This window comes from Kocuria tytonicola (genome assembly GCF_003687455.1).
Classification (GTDB): domain Bacteria; phylum Actinomycetota; class Actinomycetes; order Actinomycetales; family Micrococcaceae; genus Kocuria; species Kocuria tytonicola.
Window position 1 is genome coordinate 1 of record NZ_PHOA01000068.1, and the last position, 13,275, is coordinate 13,275.

General features: G+C 72.4%; 11 protein-coding genes. 3 read left to right on the top strand and 8 right to left on the bottom strand.

Going from position 1 to position 13,275, the window contains the following annotated elements; all coding sequences use genetic code 11:
* The 4 genes from dxs to CWC38_RS08245 all read right to left on the bottom strand — a co-directional run.
* Positions 1 to 1,870: 1-deoxy-D-xylulose-5-phosphate synthase (gene dxs, locus CWC38_RS08230; protein WP_121846298.1), on the bottom strand; the 1,870-nt coding region annotated here is incomplete at its 3' end.
* A gap of 284 nt (positions 1,871 to 2,154) precedes the next feature.
* Positions 2,155 to 4,962, bottom strand: coding sequence for an aconitate hydratase AcnA (acnA, locus tag CWC38_RS08235; protein ID WP_121846299.1), 2,808 nt, complete (start codon positions 4,960 to 4,962; stop codon positions 2,155 to 2,157).
* A 171-nt stretch (positions 4,963 to 5,133) separates the two neighbouring features.
* A complete protein-coding gene (locus CWC38_RS08240) occupies positions 5,134 to 6,588 on the bottom strand; it encodes a class I SAM-dependent RNA methyltransferase (protein ID WP_121846300.1) in 1,455 nt (484 codons plus the stop codon).
* The gene (locus tag CWC38_RS08245; protein WP_121846304.1) at positions 6,585 to 8,543 is read right to left on the bottom strand and encodes an APC family permease; all 1,959 of its coding nucleotides are present in this window, start codon (positions 8,541 to 8,543) and stop codon (positions 6,585 to 6,587) included. Before CWC38_RS08245 ends, CWC38_RS08240 begins: the two co-directional genes overlap by 4 nt.
* 79 nt (positions 8,544 to 8,622) lie before the next feature.
* On the opposite strand from CWC38_RS08245, the gene CWC38_RS08250 reads away from it, so the two are divergent.
* Together CWC38_RS08250 and CWC38_RS08255 are read left to right on the top strand one after the other, a co-directional pair.
* Positions 8,623 to 9,342, top strand: a complete 720-nt coding sequence (locus CWC38_RS08250; protein ID WP_121846305.1) for a potassium channel family protein — start codon at positions 8,623 to 8,625, stop codon at positions 9,340 to 9,342.
* Positions 9,342 to 10,100, top strand: coding sequence for a potassium channel family protein (locus CWC38_RS08255; RefSeq protein ID WP_121846301.1), 759 nt, complete (start codon positions 9,342 to 9,344; stop codon positions 10,098 to 10,100). Before CWC38_RS08250 ends, CWC38_RS08255 begins: the two co-directional genes overlap by 1 nt.
* Here CWC38_RS08255 and CWC38_RS08260 read toward each other — a convergent pair.
* The 4 genes from CWC38_RS08260 to dut all read right to left on the bottom strand — a co-directional run bounded on the left by CWC38_RS08260 (position 10,006) and on the right by dut (position 12,538).
* Positions 10,006 to 10,650 carry a DUF3159 domain-containing protein gene (locus CWC38_RS08260; RefSeq protein WP_121846306.1) on the bottom strand — a complete coding sequence of 215 codons (645 nt, stop codon included), beginning with the start codon at positions 10,648 to 10,650 and terminating at the stop codon, positions 10,006 to 10,008. The two genes, CWC38_RS08255 and CWC38_RS08260, sit on opposite strands and share 95 nt — an antisense overlap.
* A 224-nt stretch (positions 10,651 to 10,874) precedes the next feature.
* A complete protein-coding gene (locus tag CWC38_RS08265; RefSeq protein WP_121846302.1) occupies positions 10,875 to 11,243 on the bottom strand; it encodes a hypothetical protein in 369 nt (122 codons plus the stop codon).
* Positions 11,244 to 11,245: 2 nt separating this feature from the next.
* Positions 11,246 to 12,028: a DUF3710 domain-containing protein gene (locus CWC38_RS08270; protein WP_240625167.1), complete on the bottom strand. Its 783-nt coding sequence runs from the start codon at positions 12,026 to 12,028 to the stop codon at positions 11,246 to 11,248.
* A 48-nt stretch (positions 12,029 to 12,076) separates the two neighbouring features.
* Complete coding sequence (gene dut / locus CWC38_RS08275) at positions 12,077 to 12,538, bottom strand: dUTP diphosphatase (protein WP_240625168.1); 462 nt, start codon at positions 12,536 to 12,538, stop codon at positions 12,077 to 12,079.
* A 220-nt stretch (positions 12,539 to 12,758) separates the two neighbouring features.
* Here dut and CWC38_RS08280 point away from each other — a divergent pair.
* The coding region (locus tag CWC38_RS08280; protein ID WP_240625169.1) for a DUF3093 domain-containing protein at positions 12,759 to 13,275 on the top strand (517 nt) is incomplete at its 3' end.

Genomic DNA, 13,275 nt, shown 5'->3' on the forward strand with positions numbered 1-13,275 from the left:
GCAGCTCCTGGACCATGGTCGCCTCGTCCCGCGGGGCCGCGAGGTGCAGTCCGGGCACGATCTGCAGCAGGGCGAGGTCCCACATGCCGTGGTGGCTGGGGCCGTCCGGGCCCGTGACGCCGGCACGCACGCCGTCCTCCACGACCACGACGATCCGGTGGTCGGCTGCGAGACGCACGACCGAGTCTGCGACCGGGAGCACCCAGCGGGGGTCCACGACCGTGGAGGTCACCCCATGGGCGGCCAGGCGTTCGGCCACCTCGAGGGCGGTCACGCACATCGCGCCCACTCCCACGACCAGCACGTCCCGCTGCTCCCCGTGCTCACCGCAGCCCTCGCCGTGGCGGGCGAGCACGTCCACGCCGTCCTCGCAGCGCTGGACCGCGGGGAGGGGAGCACCCACGGCGCCCTTCGGGTAGCGCACCACGGTGGGCGCGTCCGAGACGGCAACGGCCTCGCGCAGCTCCTGGACCATGGTCGCCTCGTCCCGCGGGGCCGCGAGGTGCAGTCCGGGCACGATCTGCAGCAGGGCGAGGTCCCACATGCCGTGGTGGCTGGGGCCGTCCGGGCCCGTGACGCCGGCACGGTCCAGCACCACTGTGACGCCCGCACGGTGCAGGGCGACGTCCATGAGCAGCTGGTCGAAGCCGCGGTTCAGGAAGGTCGCGTACAGGCCCACCACGGGGTGCAGACCCGCGAACGCCATGCCCGCGGCCATGGTCAGGGCGTGCTGCTCCGCGATGCCCACGTCCACCACCCGCTCGGGGTGGGCCAGCTGCATCTTCTGCAGCCCCATGGGGATCAGCATGGCCCCGGTGACGCCCACGACGTCCGGGCGCTCGTCCGCAATGGCCGCGATCTCGTCCCGGAACACGTGCGTCCAGGTGCGCGCCGACGCGGTCCCGGTGGGCTTGCCGGTCTCCGGGTCGATCACGGGCACCGAGTGGAACTGGTCGTTCTCATCCAGGCGGGCCGGGAGGTAGCCGTGGCCCTTCTCGGTGATCGCGTGCACGATCACCGGGCCGCCGAAGTTCCGGGCGTTCGTGAGGGCCTGCTCCATGGCGGCGAGATCGTGGCCGTCCACCGGGCCCACGTACTTCATGCCGAGGTCTTCGAAGATGCCCTGCTGGACCACCACGTCCTTGATGCCCTGCTTCATCCCGTGCAGGCCCCGGTAGACGGCCTGGCCCAGCTGGCCGGACGTGGTCAGCAGGTGCTTGGCTTTCTCGAGCGTCTGCTCGTAGCGCCGGTCCATCCGCACGGCGTCGACTCCCTGCTGGACGCTCGCCTGCAGGTCCTTGAGGTGGTTCGCGAACCCTCCCACGGTGGGGGCGTAGGAGCGGCCGTTGTCGTTGACCACGATCACCACCTTGCGATCACGGTCCGAGGCGATGTTGTTCACGGCCTCCCAGGCCATGCCGCCCGTGAGCGCGCCGTCCCCGATCACCGCCACCGTGTGGCGGTCCTCCTGGCCCGTGAGGGCGTAGCCCCGGGAAATGCCGTCCGCCCAGGACAGGGAGGAGGAGGCGTGGGAGGACTCCACGATGTCGTGCTCGGACTCGGCGCGGGAGGGGTAGCCGGCCAGGCCGCCCTCCTGTCGCAGGGTGGCGAAGTCCTGTCGCCCGGTCACGAGCTTGTGCACGTAGGACTGGTGACCGGTGTCGAAGACCACCGAGTCCCGGGGAGAGGAGAACACGCGGTGCACGGCGAGGGTCAGTTCCACCACGCCGAGGTTCGGGCCCAGGTGACCGCCGGTCGCGGACACGTGGCTGATGAGGAACGCCCGGATCTCGTCCGCGAGCTGCTCCATGGCCGCGGCGTCCAGACCCGCCAGGTCCTCGGGTCCCTCGATGCTCTCCAGAAGCGTCATTGCCTGCTCTTCCGTGGGTGTCACGGCGCCCACCGGCCCGCGCGGAACGGGTGGGAACCCGTCCGGGGTGCGGCGCGGGAGGTGGCGGCGCCCGAATGCTCCGTCCGATCTTACTCGCCCGGGCACGGGGGCCCGCCACTTCTCGGGGGACCGCCGCGCCAGGACCCGCGCCTCCCCCGCGTGCCGCGGCACCGCGGACCGCGCGCACATGTGCCACCGGCCGGTGACCCCTCGGAAGGGGATCACCGGCCGGTGGCGTCAGCGGTGCGTGAGCGCCGCAGGGGCTACTTGGCGATCTGGCGCAGCACGTACTGCAGGATGCCGCCGTTGCGGTAGTAGTCGGCCTCACCCGGGGTGTCGATGCGCAGCACGGCGTCGAACTCCACGGTGGAGCCGTCCTCCTTGGCGGCCGTGACCTTCAGGGTCTTGGGGGTGGTGCCCTCGTTGAGAGCGGTCACCCCTTCGATCGAGAAGGTCTCGGTGCCGTCCAGGCCCAGGGAGTCCGCGGACTCGCCCTCGGGGAACTGCAGGGGCAGCACGCCCATGCCGATCAGGTTGGAGCGGTGGATGCGCTCGTAGGACTGCGCGATCACCGCACGCACACCCAGCAGGGATGTGCCCTTGGCCGCCCAGTCGCGCGAGGAGCCGGAACCGTACTCCTTGCCGCCCAGCACCACCAGGGGCACGCCGGCCTCCTGGTAGTTCATGGCGGCGTCGTACACGGCGGCCTGCGGGCCGCCGTCCTGGGTGAAGTCGCGGGTGAAACCGCCCTCCACGCCGTCCAGGAGCTGGTTCTTGATGCGGATGTTCGCGAACGTGCCGCGGATCATCACCTCGTGGTTGCCACGGCGGGAGCCGTAGGAGTTGAAGTCCTTGCGGGCCACACCGTGCTCGGTGAGGTACTTGCCCGCGGGCGTGTCCGACTTGAAGGAGCCGGCCGGGGAGATGTGGTCCGTGGTCACGGAGTCACCCAGCTTGAGCAGCACGCGGGCGCCCTCGATGTCCTCCACCGGGGTGGTCTCCATGGACATGCCCTCGAAGTACGGTGGCTTGCGCACGTAGGTGGACTCGGGATCCCACTCGAACACGTCACCCGTGGGGGTGTCCAGGTTCTGCCAGCGCTCGTCGCCGTCGAAGATGGTGCCGTACTCGCGGTCGAACATCTCCGTGTCGATGGAGGCGTCGATGATCTTCTGCACCTCGGTGGGGTCCGGCCAGATGTCCTTGAGGAAGACGTCCTCCCCGTTCGAGTCCTGGCCCAGGGGCTCGTTCTCGAAGTCGAAGTCCATGGTGCCGGCCAGGGCGTAGGCGATGACCAGCGGCGGGGACGCCAGGTAGTTCATCTTCACGTCCGGGTTGATGCGGCCCTCGAAGTTGCGGTTGCCGGAGAGCACCGAGGTCACCGCGAGGTCGTTGTCCTGGATGGCCTGGGAGATCTCGGACTCCAGCGGACCGGAGTTGCCGATGCACGTGGTGCAGCCGTAGCCCACGGTGTAGAAGCCGAGCTCCTCCAGTGCGGGGACCAGGCCGGACTTCTCGTAGTACTCGGTGACCACGCGCGAGCCCGGGGCGATCGAGGTCTTGACCCACGGCTTGGCCTTGAGGCCCTTCTCCGTGGCGTTGCGGGCCAGCACGGCCGCGGCCATCATCACCGAGGGGTTGGACGTGTTGGTGCACGAGGTGATCGAGGCGATCGACACGGCGCCGTGGTCCAGCTCGAACTCGCGGCCGTCGGGCATGGTCACGGGCACGGTCTTCTCCGCGCGCTCGCGCAGCTGCTCGGCGGTGGAGTCGCGCGGCTCGTGCTGCGGGTCCTGCTCCTCGGCGGGGTCGTGGGAGGGGGCGTCCGAGGCCGGGAAGGACTCGACCACGTTGGCGTCCACCTCCACGTTCTCGTCCTCCACCACGTAGTTCACGAGGTCCTCGCGGAACTGCTCCTTGGAGTGGGAGAGCTCGATGCGGTCCTGCGGGCGCTTGGGCCCGGAGATGGAGGGGACCACCGTGGAGAGGTCCAGCTCCAGGTACTCGGAGTAGGCCACCTCCTTGGCGGGGTCGTGCCACATGCCCTGTTCCTTGGTGTACGCCTCGATCAGGGCGATCTGCTCCTCGGAACGACCCGTGAGCTCGAGGTAGTCCAGGGTGACCTGGTCGATCGGGAAGATGGCCGCCGTGGAGCCGAACTCCGGGGACATGTTGCCGATCGTGGCGCGGTTGGCCAGCGGCACCGCCGCGACGCCCTCGCCGTAGAACTCCACGAACTTGCCCACCACACCGTGCGCGCGCAGCATCTCGGTGATCGTCAGCACCACGTCGGTGGCGGTGGCACCGGAGGGGATCTCGCCGGTGAGCTTGAAGCCCACCACGCGCGGGATGAGCATGGAGATGGGCTGGCCCAGCATGGCCGCCTCGGCCTCGATGCCACCAACGCCCCAACCGAGAACGCCGATGCCGTTCTCCATGGTGGTGTGGGAGTCGGTGCCCACGCAGGTGTCCGGGTAGGCCCGCAGGGCGCCGTCCACCTCACGGGTCATGACCACGCGGGCCAGGTTCTCGATGTTGACCTGGTGGACGATGCCCATTCCGGGCGGGACCACCTTGAAGTCGTCGAACGCGGTCTGGCCCCAGCGCAGGAACTGGTAGCGCTCACCGTTGCGCTCGTACTCGATGTCCATGTTGCGCTCGATGGCGTCCGCTGAGCCGAAGGCGTCGATCTGCACGGAGTGGTCGATGACCAGCTCGGCGGGGGCCAGCGGGTTCACGCGGGAGGGGTCGCCGCCGAGGTCCGCCACGGCCTCGCGCATGGTGGCGAGGTCCACGATGCAGGGCACGCCGGTGAAGTCCTGCATGATCACGCGGCCAGGGGTGAACTGGATCTCCGTGTCGGGCTGGGCGTTCGGGTCCCAGGACCCCAGGGCCTCGATGTGCTTGCTCGTCACGTTCGCACCGTCCTCGGTGCGCAGCAGGTTCTCGAGCAGGACCTTCAGGCTGTAGGGAAGCTTCTGTGCTCCCTCCACGACGTTCAGTCGGAAAATTTCGTAGTCGGTGCCCTTGACGTTGAGAACGCCCTTGGCTCCAAAGCTGTCCACAGTCATGGTGTGGAACTCCTCTCGCCACCGTTGGTTGCGTTCGCCACGTGCGGCGCACACAGGTGCCCCCGCACGCACGGAACGGTCCCTGCCAGTGTAGCCCGTGGCAGGTCTACCGCTCGGTAATCACGCGAGCCCGATCACCCGTGCCTGTGTCCCGGCTCACGTGGCGCGCGCTCAGGAGTCCCTGCCCAGCAGCGCCACGGCCTCCACGTGGTGGGTGTTCGGATACAGGTCGAACGCCTCCACCCGGTCGATCCGCCAGCCCCGGCGGCGCAGCCGCCCGAGGTCCCGCCCCAGTGCGGCCGGATCGCACGCGACGTAGACGATCGCCCGGGGGCCCGCCTGGTCCACCGCGGCGAGCACCTCCTTGGCGGCCCCGGCGCGGGGTGGGTCCATGACGACCACGTCGGGGCGCGGCGGTCGGGGCGCCCAGGCCTCGTTGCGCCGCGAGGTCGCCCCGGACGACGCCGCACGCGAACCTGCACCGCGGGAGCCACCGCGGCGGCCCCCGCTCCGGCCGGTGAGCACACGGGCCACGTCCCCGCGCACGCTCGTGACGTGCGGGACGTCGGCGAGGTTGTGGGCGGCGTCGGCGGAGGTCACGGGTGAGCCCTCCACCGCGAAGACCGCCCCGGTCTCCCCCACGGCGAGTGCCGCGACCGCCGTGAACAGCCCCGCGCCGCTGTAGAGGTCCCACACGGTCTCCCCGGGACGCAGCTGCGCGGCCTCCAGGACCGCCCGGGCCAGCGTGCCGGGTGCCGCGCGGTGGATCTGCCAGAAGCCCGTGGGGCTCACGCGCCACTCCAGTGCGCCGGGGGCGAGTTCGGCGACCTCCGGGACGGCAAGGGTCTCGCGCACCTCGTCCGTCCCGGCCCAGGTGCCGATCCGGCGGTGGTCCGCCGAGCGGGCTGTGACGCTCACCCCGTTCTGCGCGCCCCACGCACCGAGCCGCTCACGCAGCGCGTGGGTCCGTGCCTCGCCCGCGTCCGCCCGCAGGCTCACGTGCAGCAGGGGCTGCTGCCCGTTCGCCGGTGCCGCCACGTCCACGCGCTCGGCGCCCTCGAGGCGCAGGGACCACGGGGCGAGGCGCCGGATCGCGTCCGTGGCCAGGGGCATGTCCGTGAGCGGCGCGAGGTCCTCGGAGCGGTGCGGGTGCATCCCCGGGGTGCCGTCCGGCGCGACGTCCAGGTGCAGGCGGGGGCGCCAGCCGGTGCCGTCGGCGCTCTCCCCCGGTGCCTCCCGGACCGTCCCGTCCCAGTCGTGGCCCGCGAGGTGGGACAGCTGCTCGGTGAGCACCCGCCGCTTGAGCTCGCGCTGGGTGGGCAGGTCCGCGTGCCCAAACTCGGCACCCCCGAGCGGGAACCGGCCCTCGGAGGCCGCGCGGGCGGCGTCGGCGGCGGGCCACACGTGGGCGCCCCGGCGGCCGGGCGCCGGCTCGAGGACCTCGGTGACGTCCGCGCGCCAGAACGACGCCGCGGGGTCGGCATCCGTGAGCCGCACGCGCACGAGCTCGCCGGGCAGACCGTGGCGCACGAAGACCACGCGGCCATCGTCCGTGCGGGCCACCACATGGCCTCCGTGGGCCACGTCGCCCAGGCGCAGCACGGGGTGGTCGGGATCGTGGGTCATCGCTGGTTCTCCGTGATCTGCAGTTCGCGCACCGATTCCAGGTGCCAGGGGACGGAGGCGATCATGACTCCGCGTTCGTAGTGCAGGCGGGTCCGCAGGGGGCGGATGGCCTGGTTGTGCAGGAAGCGCTCCCAGCCGCGCCCCACCACGTACTCGGGCAGGTAGACGATCACGAGGTCCCGCGGGGACTTGCGGCGGATGCCGCGGATGTGGGCGATCACCGGCCCCACGGAGTCGCGGTACGGCGAGGCGAGGACGGTCACGGGCACGGGGATCTCCAGGGACTCCCACTGGCGCACCACGTCCTCGGTGCGGCCGCGGTCCGTGTCCACCACCACGGCCTCGAGCGTCGAGGGCCGGGAGGCCCGGGCGTAGGTCAGGGCACGCAGCACGGGCTTGCGCACGGAGGTGACCACGATGATTGAGTGCACCCGGGAGGGCAGGGCACGCACCGAGGAGTCCGGGCGCACCTCGAGCTCGGCGTCCACCGAGCGGTAGTGGCGGGCGATCGCGCGCATGAACACGGTGGTCAGCGCGATGGCGACGATGGTGAGCCACGCGCCCTGCGCGAGCTTGGTCACGAGCACCACCACGAACACGGCCGCGCAGGCCACGAGGGCGACCACGGCCACGCCCAGCTGCAGGGCCAGCCCCCGGCTGCTCGCCCTGGACGCGCGCGTGCGGCGCACACGGCTCCAGTGCCGCACCATGCCCGCCTGGGTGAGTGTGAACGCGAAGAACGCGCCCACCACGTAGAGCTGGATCAGCGCGTTGACGTTCGCACCGAACACGAGGGTGAAGGCCGCGGCCACCACGGACAGCAGGATGATGCCGTTGGTGAACGCGAAGCGGTCCCCCCGGCTCTGCAGCTGCCGGGGCAGCAGCGCGGCCTGGGCCAGGCGCGACGCCAGGACGGGGAACCCCGAGTAGGCGGTGTTCGCCGCCATGAACAGGACGCCCACCGTCACGAGGGCGAGCACCACCACCCAGACCGAGTCCGGGCCCGTGACGGCCTGGGCGATCTGGGCGAGCACGGGCACCTGGAAGAAGCTCGCGTCCGGCGCGTGCCCGTCGATCACCAGCTGGTGCACGGGATCCATGACCACCACCACGCCGGTGCGCCACGTGAGGTAGAGGACCCCCAGCAGCAGGGCCGCGGAGAGCGCCCCGAGCACCGCGAGGGTGCGCGCGGCATTGCGCGCCTTGGGCTTGCGGAAGTACGGGACCGAGTGGGTGATGGTCTCCACGCCGGTCACCGCCACGGCGCCCGAGGAGAAGGCGCGCAGCACGAGCATGGCCCCGGCCAGGCCCACCAGGCCCTCGTCCATGCCCTCCGCGGGCCGCACGTCGTACCCGGCCGACGGCGCCGGGGCCAGCGAACCGGCCAGGTCCTGGACGGCGCCCACGAGGACGAGCAGCAGCACCACGGCCACGAACGCGTAGGTGGGCACGGAGGAAGCGCGACCCATGAACTTGAGCCCGCGCAGGTTCAGCAGCCCCACGAGGGCGATCCCCACCACCGCCACGGCGGTGCGGTGCGCCACGAGCGGCGGGAACACGGCCGCGAGGTACTGGGACGCGGCGGCCATCGACACCGCGACGACGAGCGTGTAGTCCACGAGCAGGGCGGCGCCCACCGCGGCGCCCGCGGGGCGTCCCAGGTTCTTGGACGCGATCTCGAAGTCCGCCCCGCCCGAGGGGTAGGCCCGCACGTTCTGCCGGTAGGCGGTGATGACGACGGCCAGCACCGCGAGCACCGCGAGCCCCACCCAGGGTGACACCACGATGGCCGCGGATCCCGCGAGGGCCAGCGTCAGGACGATCTCGTCGGGGGCGTACGCCACCGAGGACAGGGCGTCGGACGCGAAGACGGGCAGGGCCGTGCCCTTGGAGAGCACGGTGCCCGCGGCGCGCTCGTTGTGGATGGGCTTGCCCACGAGCGCGCGACGGACCATCTGGGACACATACACGTGGGAACACGCTAGTCGCTGAGCGGGTCCATGTCCCGCCGCCGCTGGACTTATGCTGTGCCCCATGGCGCATTTCGTGATCATGGGCGTGGGGCGGGTGGGGATCACCCTCGCACACGCCCTCGAGGACTCCGGGCACACCGTGGCGGTGATCGACCAGGACGACCGCGCGTTCCGGAAGCTGCGACCCTCCTTCGAGGGCCGCAAGGTCACGGGCCACGGCTTCGACCGGGACGTGCTGCAGCGCGCCGGGATCGCGGACGCGTACGCCTTCGCCGCGGTCTCCAGCGGGGACAACTCCAACATCATCGCGGCCCGCGTGGCCCGGGAGACGTTCAAGGTGAAGCACGTGGTGGCGCGGATCTACGACCCCAACCGCGCCGAGTTCTACCAGCGCATGGGCATCCCCACGGTCGCCTCCGTACGGTGGAGCGCGGACCAGGTGCTGCGCCGGATCCTGCCGGAGCACGCCATCACGGGTGACTTCCGGGAGGCCTCCGGGCGCCTGCAGCTCGGCGAGCTGCCCCTCGACGACTCCTGGTCCGGGCTGCACCTGGACCGCATCGAGGAGGCCGCCGGGGTGCGGATCGCCTTCGTCACCCGCTTCGGCGAGGGCATCCTCCCCGCGAGCGACACCAGCTACCAGCAAGGAGACATCGTGCATGCCGTGATGCGCGTCGAGGACGTCGAGCGGGTGGCCCGCATCCTGTCGCGGCCGCCGTCGGACGAGGTCATGGAGGCCGTGGCGCTGGCCGCCACCCATGACGCGCGGGGGCGGCGCTGATGCACGTGGTCATCGTGGGCGGGGGCTCAGTGGGCTCCTCGATCGCCCGGGAGCTGCTCTCGCACGGTCACGACGTCGTCGTGGTGGACGCCACGGCGGAGGTGATCGGGCGCTCCAACCTGCGCGGCGTGCAGTGGGTCGTGGGGGACGCGTGCGACCTCGAGGTGCTGCAGCGCGCCCGTGCGGAGGAGGCGGACGTGGTGGTGGCCGCCACCGGGGACGACAAGGCCAACCTGGTGGTGTCTCTGCTCGCGCGCAGCGAGTTCGGCGTGCCGCGCACCGTGGGGCGCGTCAACAACCCCAAGAACGAGTGGCTCTTCGACGACGCCTGGGGCGTGGACGTGGCGGTGTCCACGCCGCGCCTGATGACGGCGCTCGTGGAGGAGGCCGTGGAGATCGGGGACGTGGTCCGGCTGCTGAGCTTCCAGACCGGTACCGCCACGCTGTCCGCCTACACCGTGCCGCGGGAGCACCCGGTGGTGGCGAGCACCGTGTCACAGGTGCCGTGGCCGCCGGACGTGGCGCTCGTGGCGATCCTGCGGGACGGCGTGCCGATCGCCCCGTCCGGCGACGACCTCCTGGAGGGTGGCGACGAGCTGTTCTTCATCACCACCGCGGAGGGCGAGGAGCAGCTGCGGGCCATGTTCACCACGGCCCGGGACGTCAACCTGCACGCGGCGTTCGACGAGGGCGGCTCCACAGCCATGCCGCCCACAGCGCGGCGGCGTACAGCGGAGCCCCCATCAGCAGCCGGGTGATCCCCAGCGCGGTCACGTTCTCGGCGAAGAACAGGGGCAGCTGGACGGCCAGGCGGGCCGCGAACAGGGCGATGACCAGCCCGTTGGCGCGCTGGTAGGCGCCGCGCCGCACGGGGTCCGCCCGCCACTCGACGCCCTCGCCGCGCACGTAGCCGTACACCACGCCCAGCAGGGGCCACCCGAGCGCCGCCGAGAGGCCGAGCACCAGGATGCCGCCGGCGTTGGTGATGAACCCCCACACGTAGTAGTCCAGGGCCTCGCCACCCACCCGCGCGAACAGGGCGCAGATGCCCACCCCCACGAGCCCGGCGAAGGCCTGGGTCGCGGGCTGGCGCTGGGCAAGACGCAGCAGCGTGAACACCGCGGCCACCGCGAGCGAGGCCGCGAGCGCCACGGAGAGCTGACCCACCGCGACCACGCACACCAGGTACACGAGACCCGGGAGCACGGACTCCGCGATACCGCGCCAGCCGCCCAGGGCGGAGAGGACGTCCAGCTGACCGTTCTCGTCACGGCGCAGGCCCGAGCGCTCCGCCACGTCCGCGGCCATGCGGCGCACGGGGGCCTCGGAGTCCGGGGCTGCACCCGCAGCTGCCGACTCTTGCGCGGTTCCATGACCGGGGCCTCCGCCGTTCCGCCGCCGGTTCGGACCGGGCACCCGGTCCGAGCCGGGCTGCCGGTCACCCCGCGGCTGTGCGGCCCCGGGGCCGACTGCGCTCGAGCCGGTTCCCCCGTTCTCCGTGGTGGGCAGATCCGGGAGGTCCGGGGCCGGGCTCATCGCCACACCTTCTTGGGGGTCACGATCTCGTAGCGGGGGTTGTACATGGTGGGCACCCCGTCCGGGTGGCAGAGCACGGCCAGGCACCGCAGCCGGGTGCCTGCCGCCACACCGGGCACCGTGCGCTGACCGTGCCACAGCAGCTCCACCGCGCACGGCACCGCACTGCCGGGGCGGGGCACCTTGAGCAGGGCCCGGAACCGGGGAGGCGAGGTCACGGGAGCGATCGTGACCTCCACCACCACACCCTCCACCACCGCCCGACGTCGCGGGCGGTCCGCGGTGGACGGGGTGAGGTCCCGCTCCGCCGCCTCGGGGCCGCCCATCACGTCGATGGCCCCCGTCAGGGGGTTGTTGCCGGTCACCGTCAGCCGATCTCGGTGATCTCGGGGCCGCGGCGCGGTGCCTGGACCTTGGGGCCCGACGCCGCGGCGTCGCCTCCCGTGCTCCTCTCGCCCTCCGCCGGTGCCGGCTCCGCGTGCGGTGCATCGGTGCGGCGCAGGGTGGCGTCGTCGGGCATCGTGAACGCGAGCAGGTCGCGGGGCGGGTGGGGATCCTGGCCCCGCACCACCACGAGGTCGCGCACGGCGTCGTCGAGCACCTCCGCCGTGGTCCCGGGCATTGCGGCACCCCCCGTGAAGACGGCGCGCAGGAACCAGCGGGGTCCGTCGATGCCCACGAACCGGGCCAGCCGGTAGCCCTGGCGGCCGTCCGAGGTGGTGCCCGGGAAACGGGCGTCGACCTGCAGACCCAGCGGTCCCTCCGAGACGGTGGGGTCTCCCCCGTCCCGGCGCAGGGCGGCCACGAGCTCGGCGCGGACCTCGTCCCACAGCCCGGAGGACTTGGGGGCGGTGAAGACCTGCAGCTGCACGGAGCCGTCACGGAAGTCCAGGTGCACGGCGCGGGGCACCTGCGTCTGCTGGTCCACCTCCATGCGCACGTCCACGGCGGACCGGGGCCGGACCAGCAGGGCACCCATGTTCAGGTAGTCGCCGCGCTCGCCCGTGAACTCGGACTCGTCCCACGGGCCGTTGGCGCGCGGGTCCGTGCTCTGCGCGGCGTCCGGCGAGGTGGCCCCCGTCGTCTCGTGGGTCTGCTGTGCCGCGTCCGCGGTGTCGGTGCTGCTGCGCTTCTTGCGTCCGAACATCATCTGCTCCAAGGAGTCGTCGAGGGGTGGCGGAAGGGTGGTGGGGGCCCGTCAGTGGGTCCCGGACGAGCCGAAGCCCCGGTCCCCGCGCTCGCTGCCGGGAAGCTCGGCCACGGTCCGGAAGCGGGCGGTGACCACTTCCTGCACCACGAGCTGGGCGATCCGTTCGCCGCGGCGGACGGTGTAGGCCTCTCGCGGGTCCGTGTTGAGCAGGCACACCTTCAGCTCCCCGCGGTAGCCGCTGTCCACCGTGCCGGGGGCGTTGAGCACGGTGATGCCGTGCTTCGCCGCCAGCCCGGAACGGGGGTGCACCAGGCCCACGTGGCCGGCCGGGATGGCCACCGCCACACCGGTGTCCACGAGCGCCCGCTCTCCGGGCGGCAGCTCCACGTCCTGCCGGGCGCGCAGGTCCGCGCCCGCGTCTCCCGCCCGCGCGTACGCGGGAGGGGGGAGCTCGGGGTCCAGCAGGTGCAGGGCCACGTCCACCGTGGCGGGCTCACTCACGTCAGTCACAGTGGCCCACTCTAACGCGCCGCGCCCGGGCGTTCCCGGTGGGTCCCGGGGCCTGCACCCCGCCTCCCGGGAACCGGTGCGCGGGCTACGGGGCCGCACCCGGGCCGAGATGGTGCCTCGCCCGGGGTGCGCCGGTGGTGAACGGCACGGAGGGCGCCCCGGCGCCCGCCCCGCGTGCGCTCCCGGGGCACTGCCCAGCAGAGTGTGCCAAGGTGGAACCATGAGCTCTCACCCTTCGACCCCCGGCGCCGGTGGAGACCCCTCGCGCGCCGCGGCCACCACCGGACCGGGCCCCGTCCCCGCCGCGCAGCGGCAGCCCCGTGAACAGGCCACCCCTTGCGAGCCGGGTGCCGCAGCCGCACCGGCCGTGCGCTACGAGGAGAGGCTCACGGTCTCCTGGTGGGTGTGGCTCATCGTCGCCTTCGTGGGAGGCGCCGGGTTCGTGGCCGTGGCACCCATCAGCACCGTGGTGGGCCTCATCGTGGCCGCCGTGCTCGTGGTCGGGATCGGGCTGGCGGTGCACCTGGGTGCACCTCGCATCGTGCTCACGGACGAGGACCTGCGCGTGGGCCGCGCCCACATCGAGCGGGAGTACGTGGGCGCGGCCGAGGCCCTGCGGGGGGCCGAGGCCCGCGCCGCCCGCGGGCCCGGGCTCGACGGGCGGGCCTTCATGAACTTCCGGGTCTCCGTGCCCGACCTGTGCCGGATCCAGATCGTGGACCCCGTGGACCCCACCC

Bases quoted from the DNA above. Each gene is read 5' to 3' on its own strand.
- acnA (WP_121846299.1), bottom strand. From the start codon at position 4,962: ATGACTGTGGACAGCTTTGGAGCCAAGGGCGTTCTCAACGTCAAGGGC.
- CWC38_RS08240 (WP_121846300.1), bottom strand. From the start codon at position 6,588: ATGACCCACGATCCCGACCACCCCGTGCTGCGCCTGGGCGACGTGGCC.
- CWC38_RS08245 (WP_121846304.1), bottom strand. From the start codon at position 8,543: ATGGTCCGTCGCGCGCTCGTGGGCAAGCCCATCCACAACGAGCGCGCC.
- CWC38_RS08250 (WP_121846305.1), top strand. From the start codon at position 8,623: ATGGCGCATTTCGTGATCATGGGCGTGGGGCGGGTGGGGATCACCCTC.
- CWC38_RS08255 (WP_121846301.1), top strand. From the start codon at position 9,342: ATGCACGTGGTCATCGTGGGCGGGGGCTCAGTGGGCTCCTCGATCGCC.
- CWC38_RS08260 (WP_121846306.1), bottom strand. From the start codon at position 10,650: ATGGCCGCGGACGTGGCGGAGCGCTCGGGCCTGCGCCGTGACGAGAAC.
- CWC38_RS08270 (WP_240625167.1), bottom strand. From the start codon at position 12,028: ATGATGTTCGGACGCAAGAAGCGCAGCAGCACCGACACCGCGGACGCG.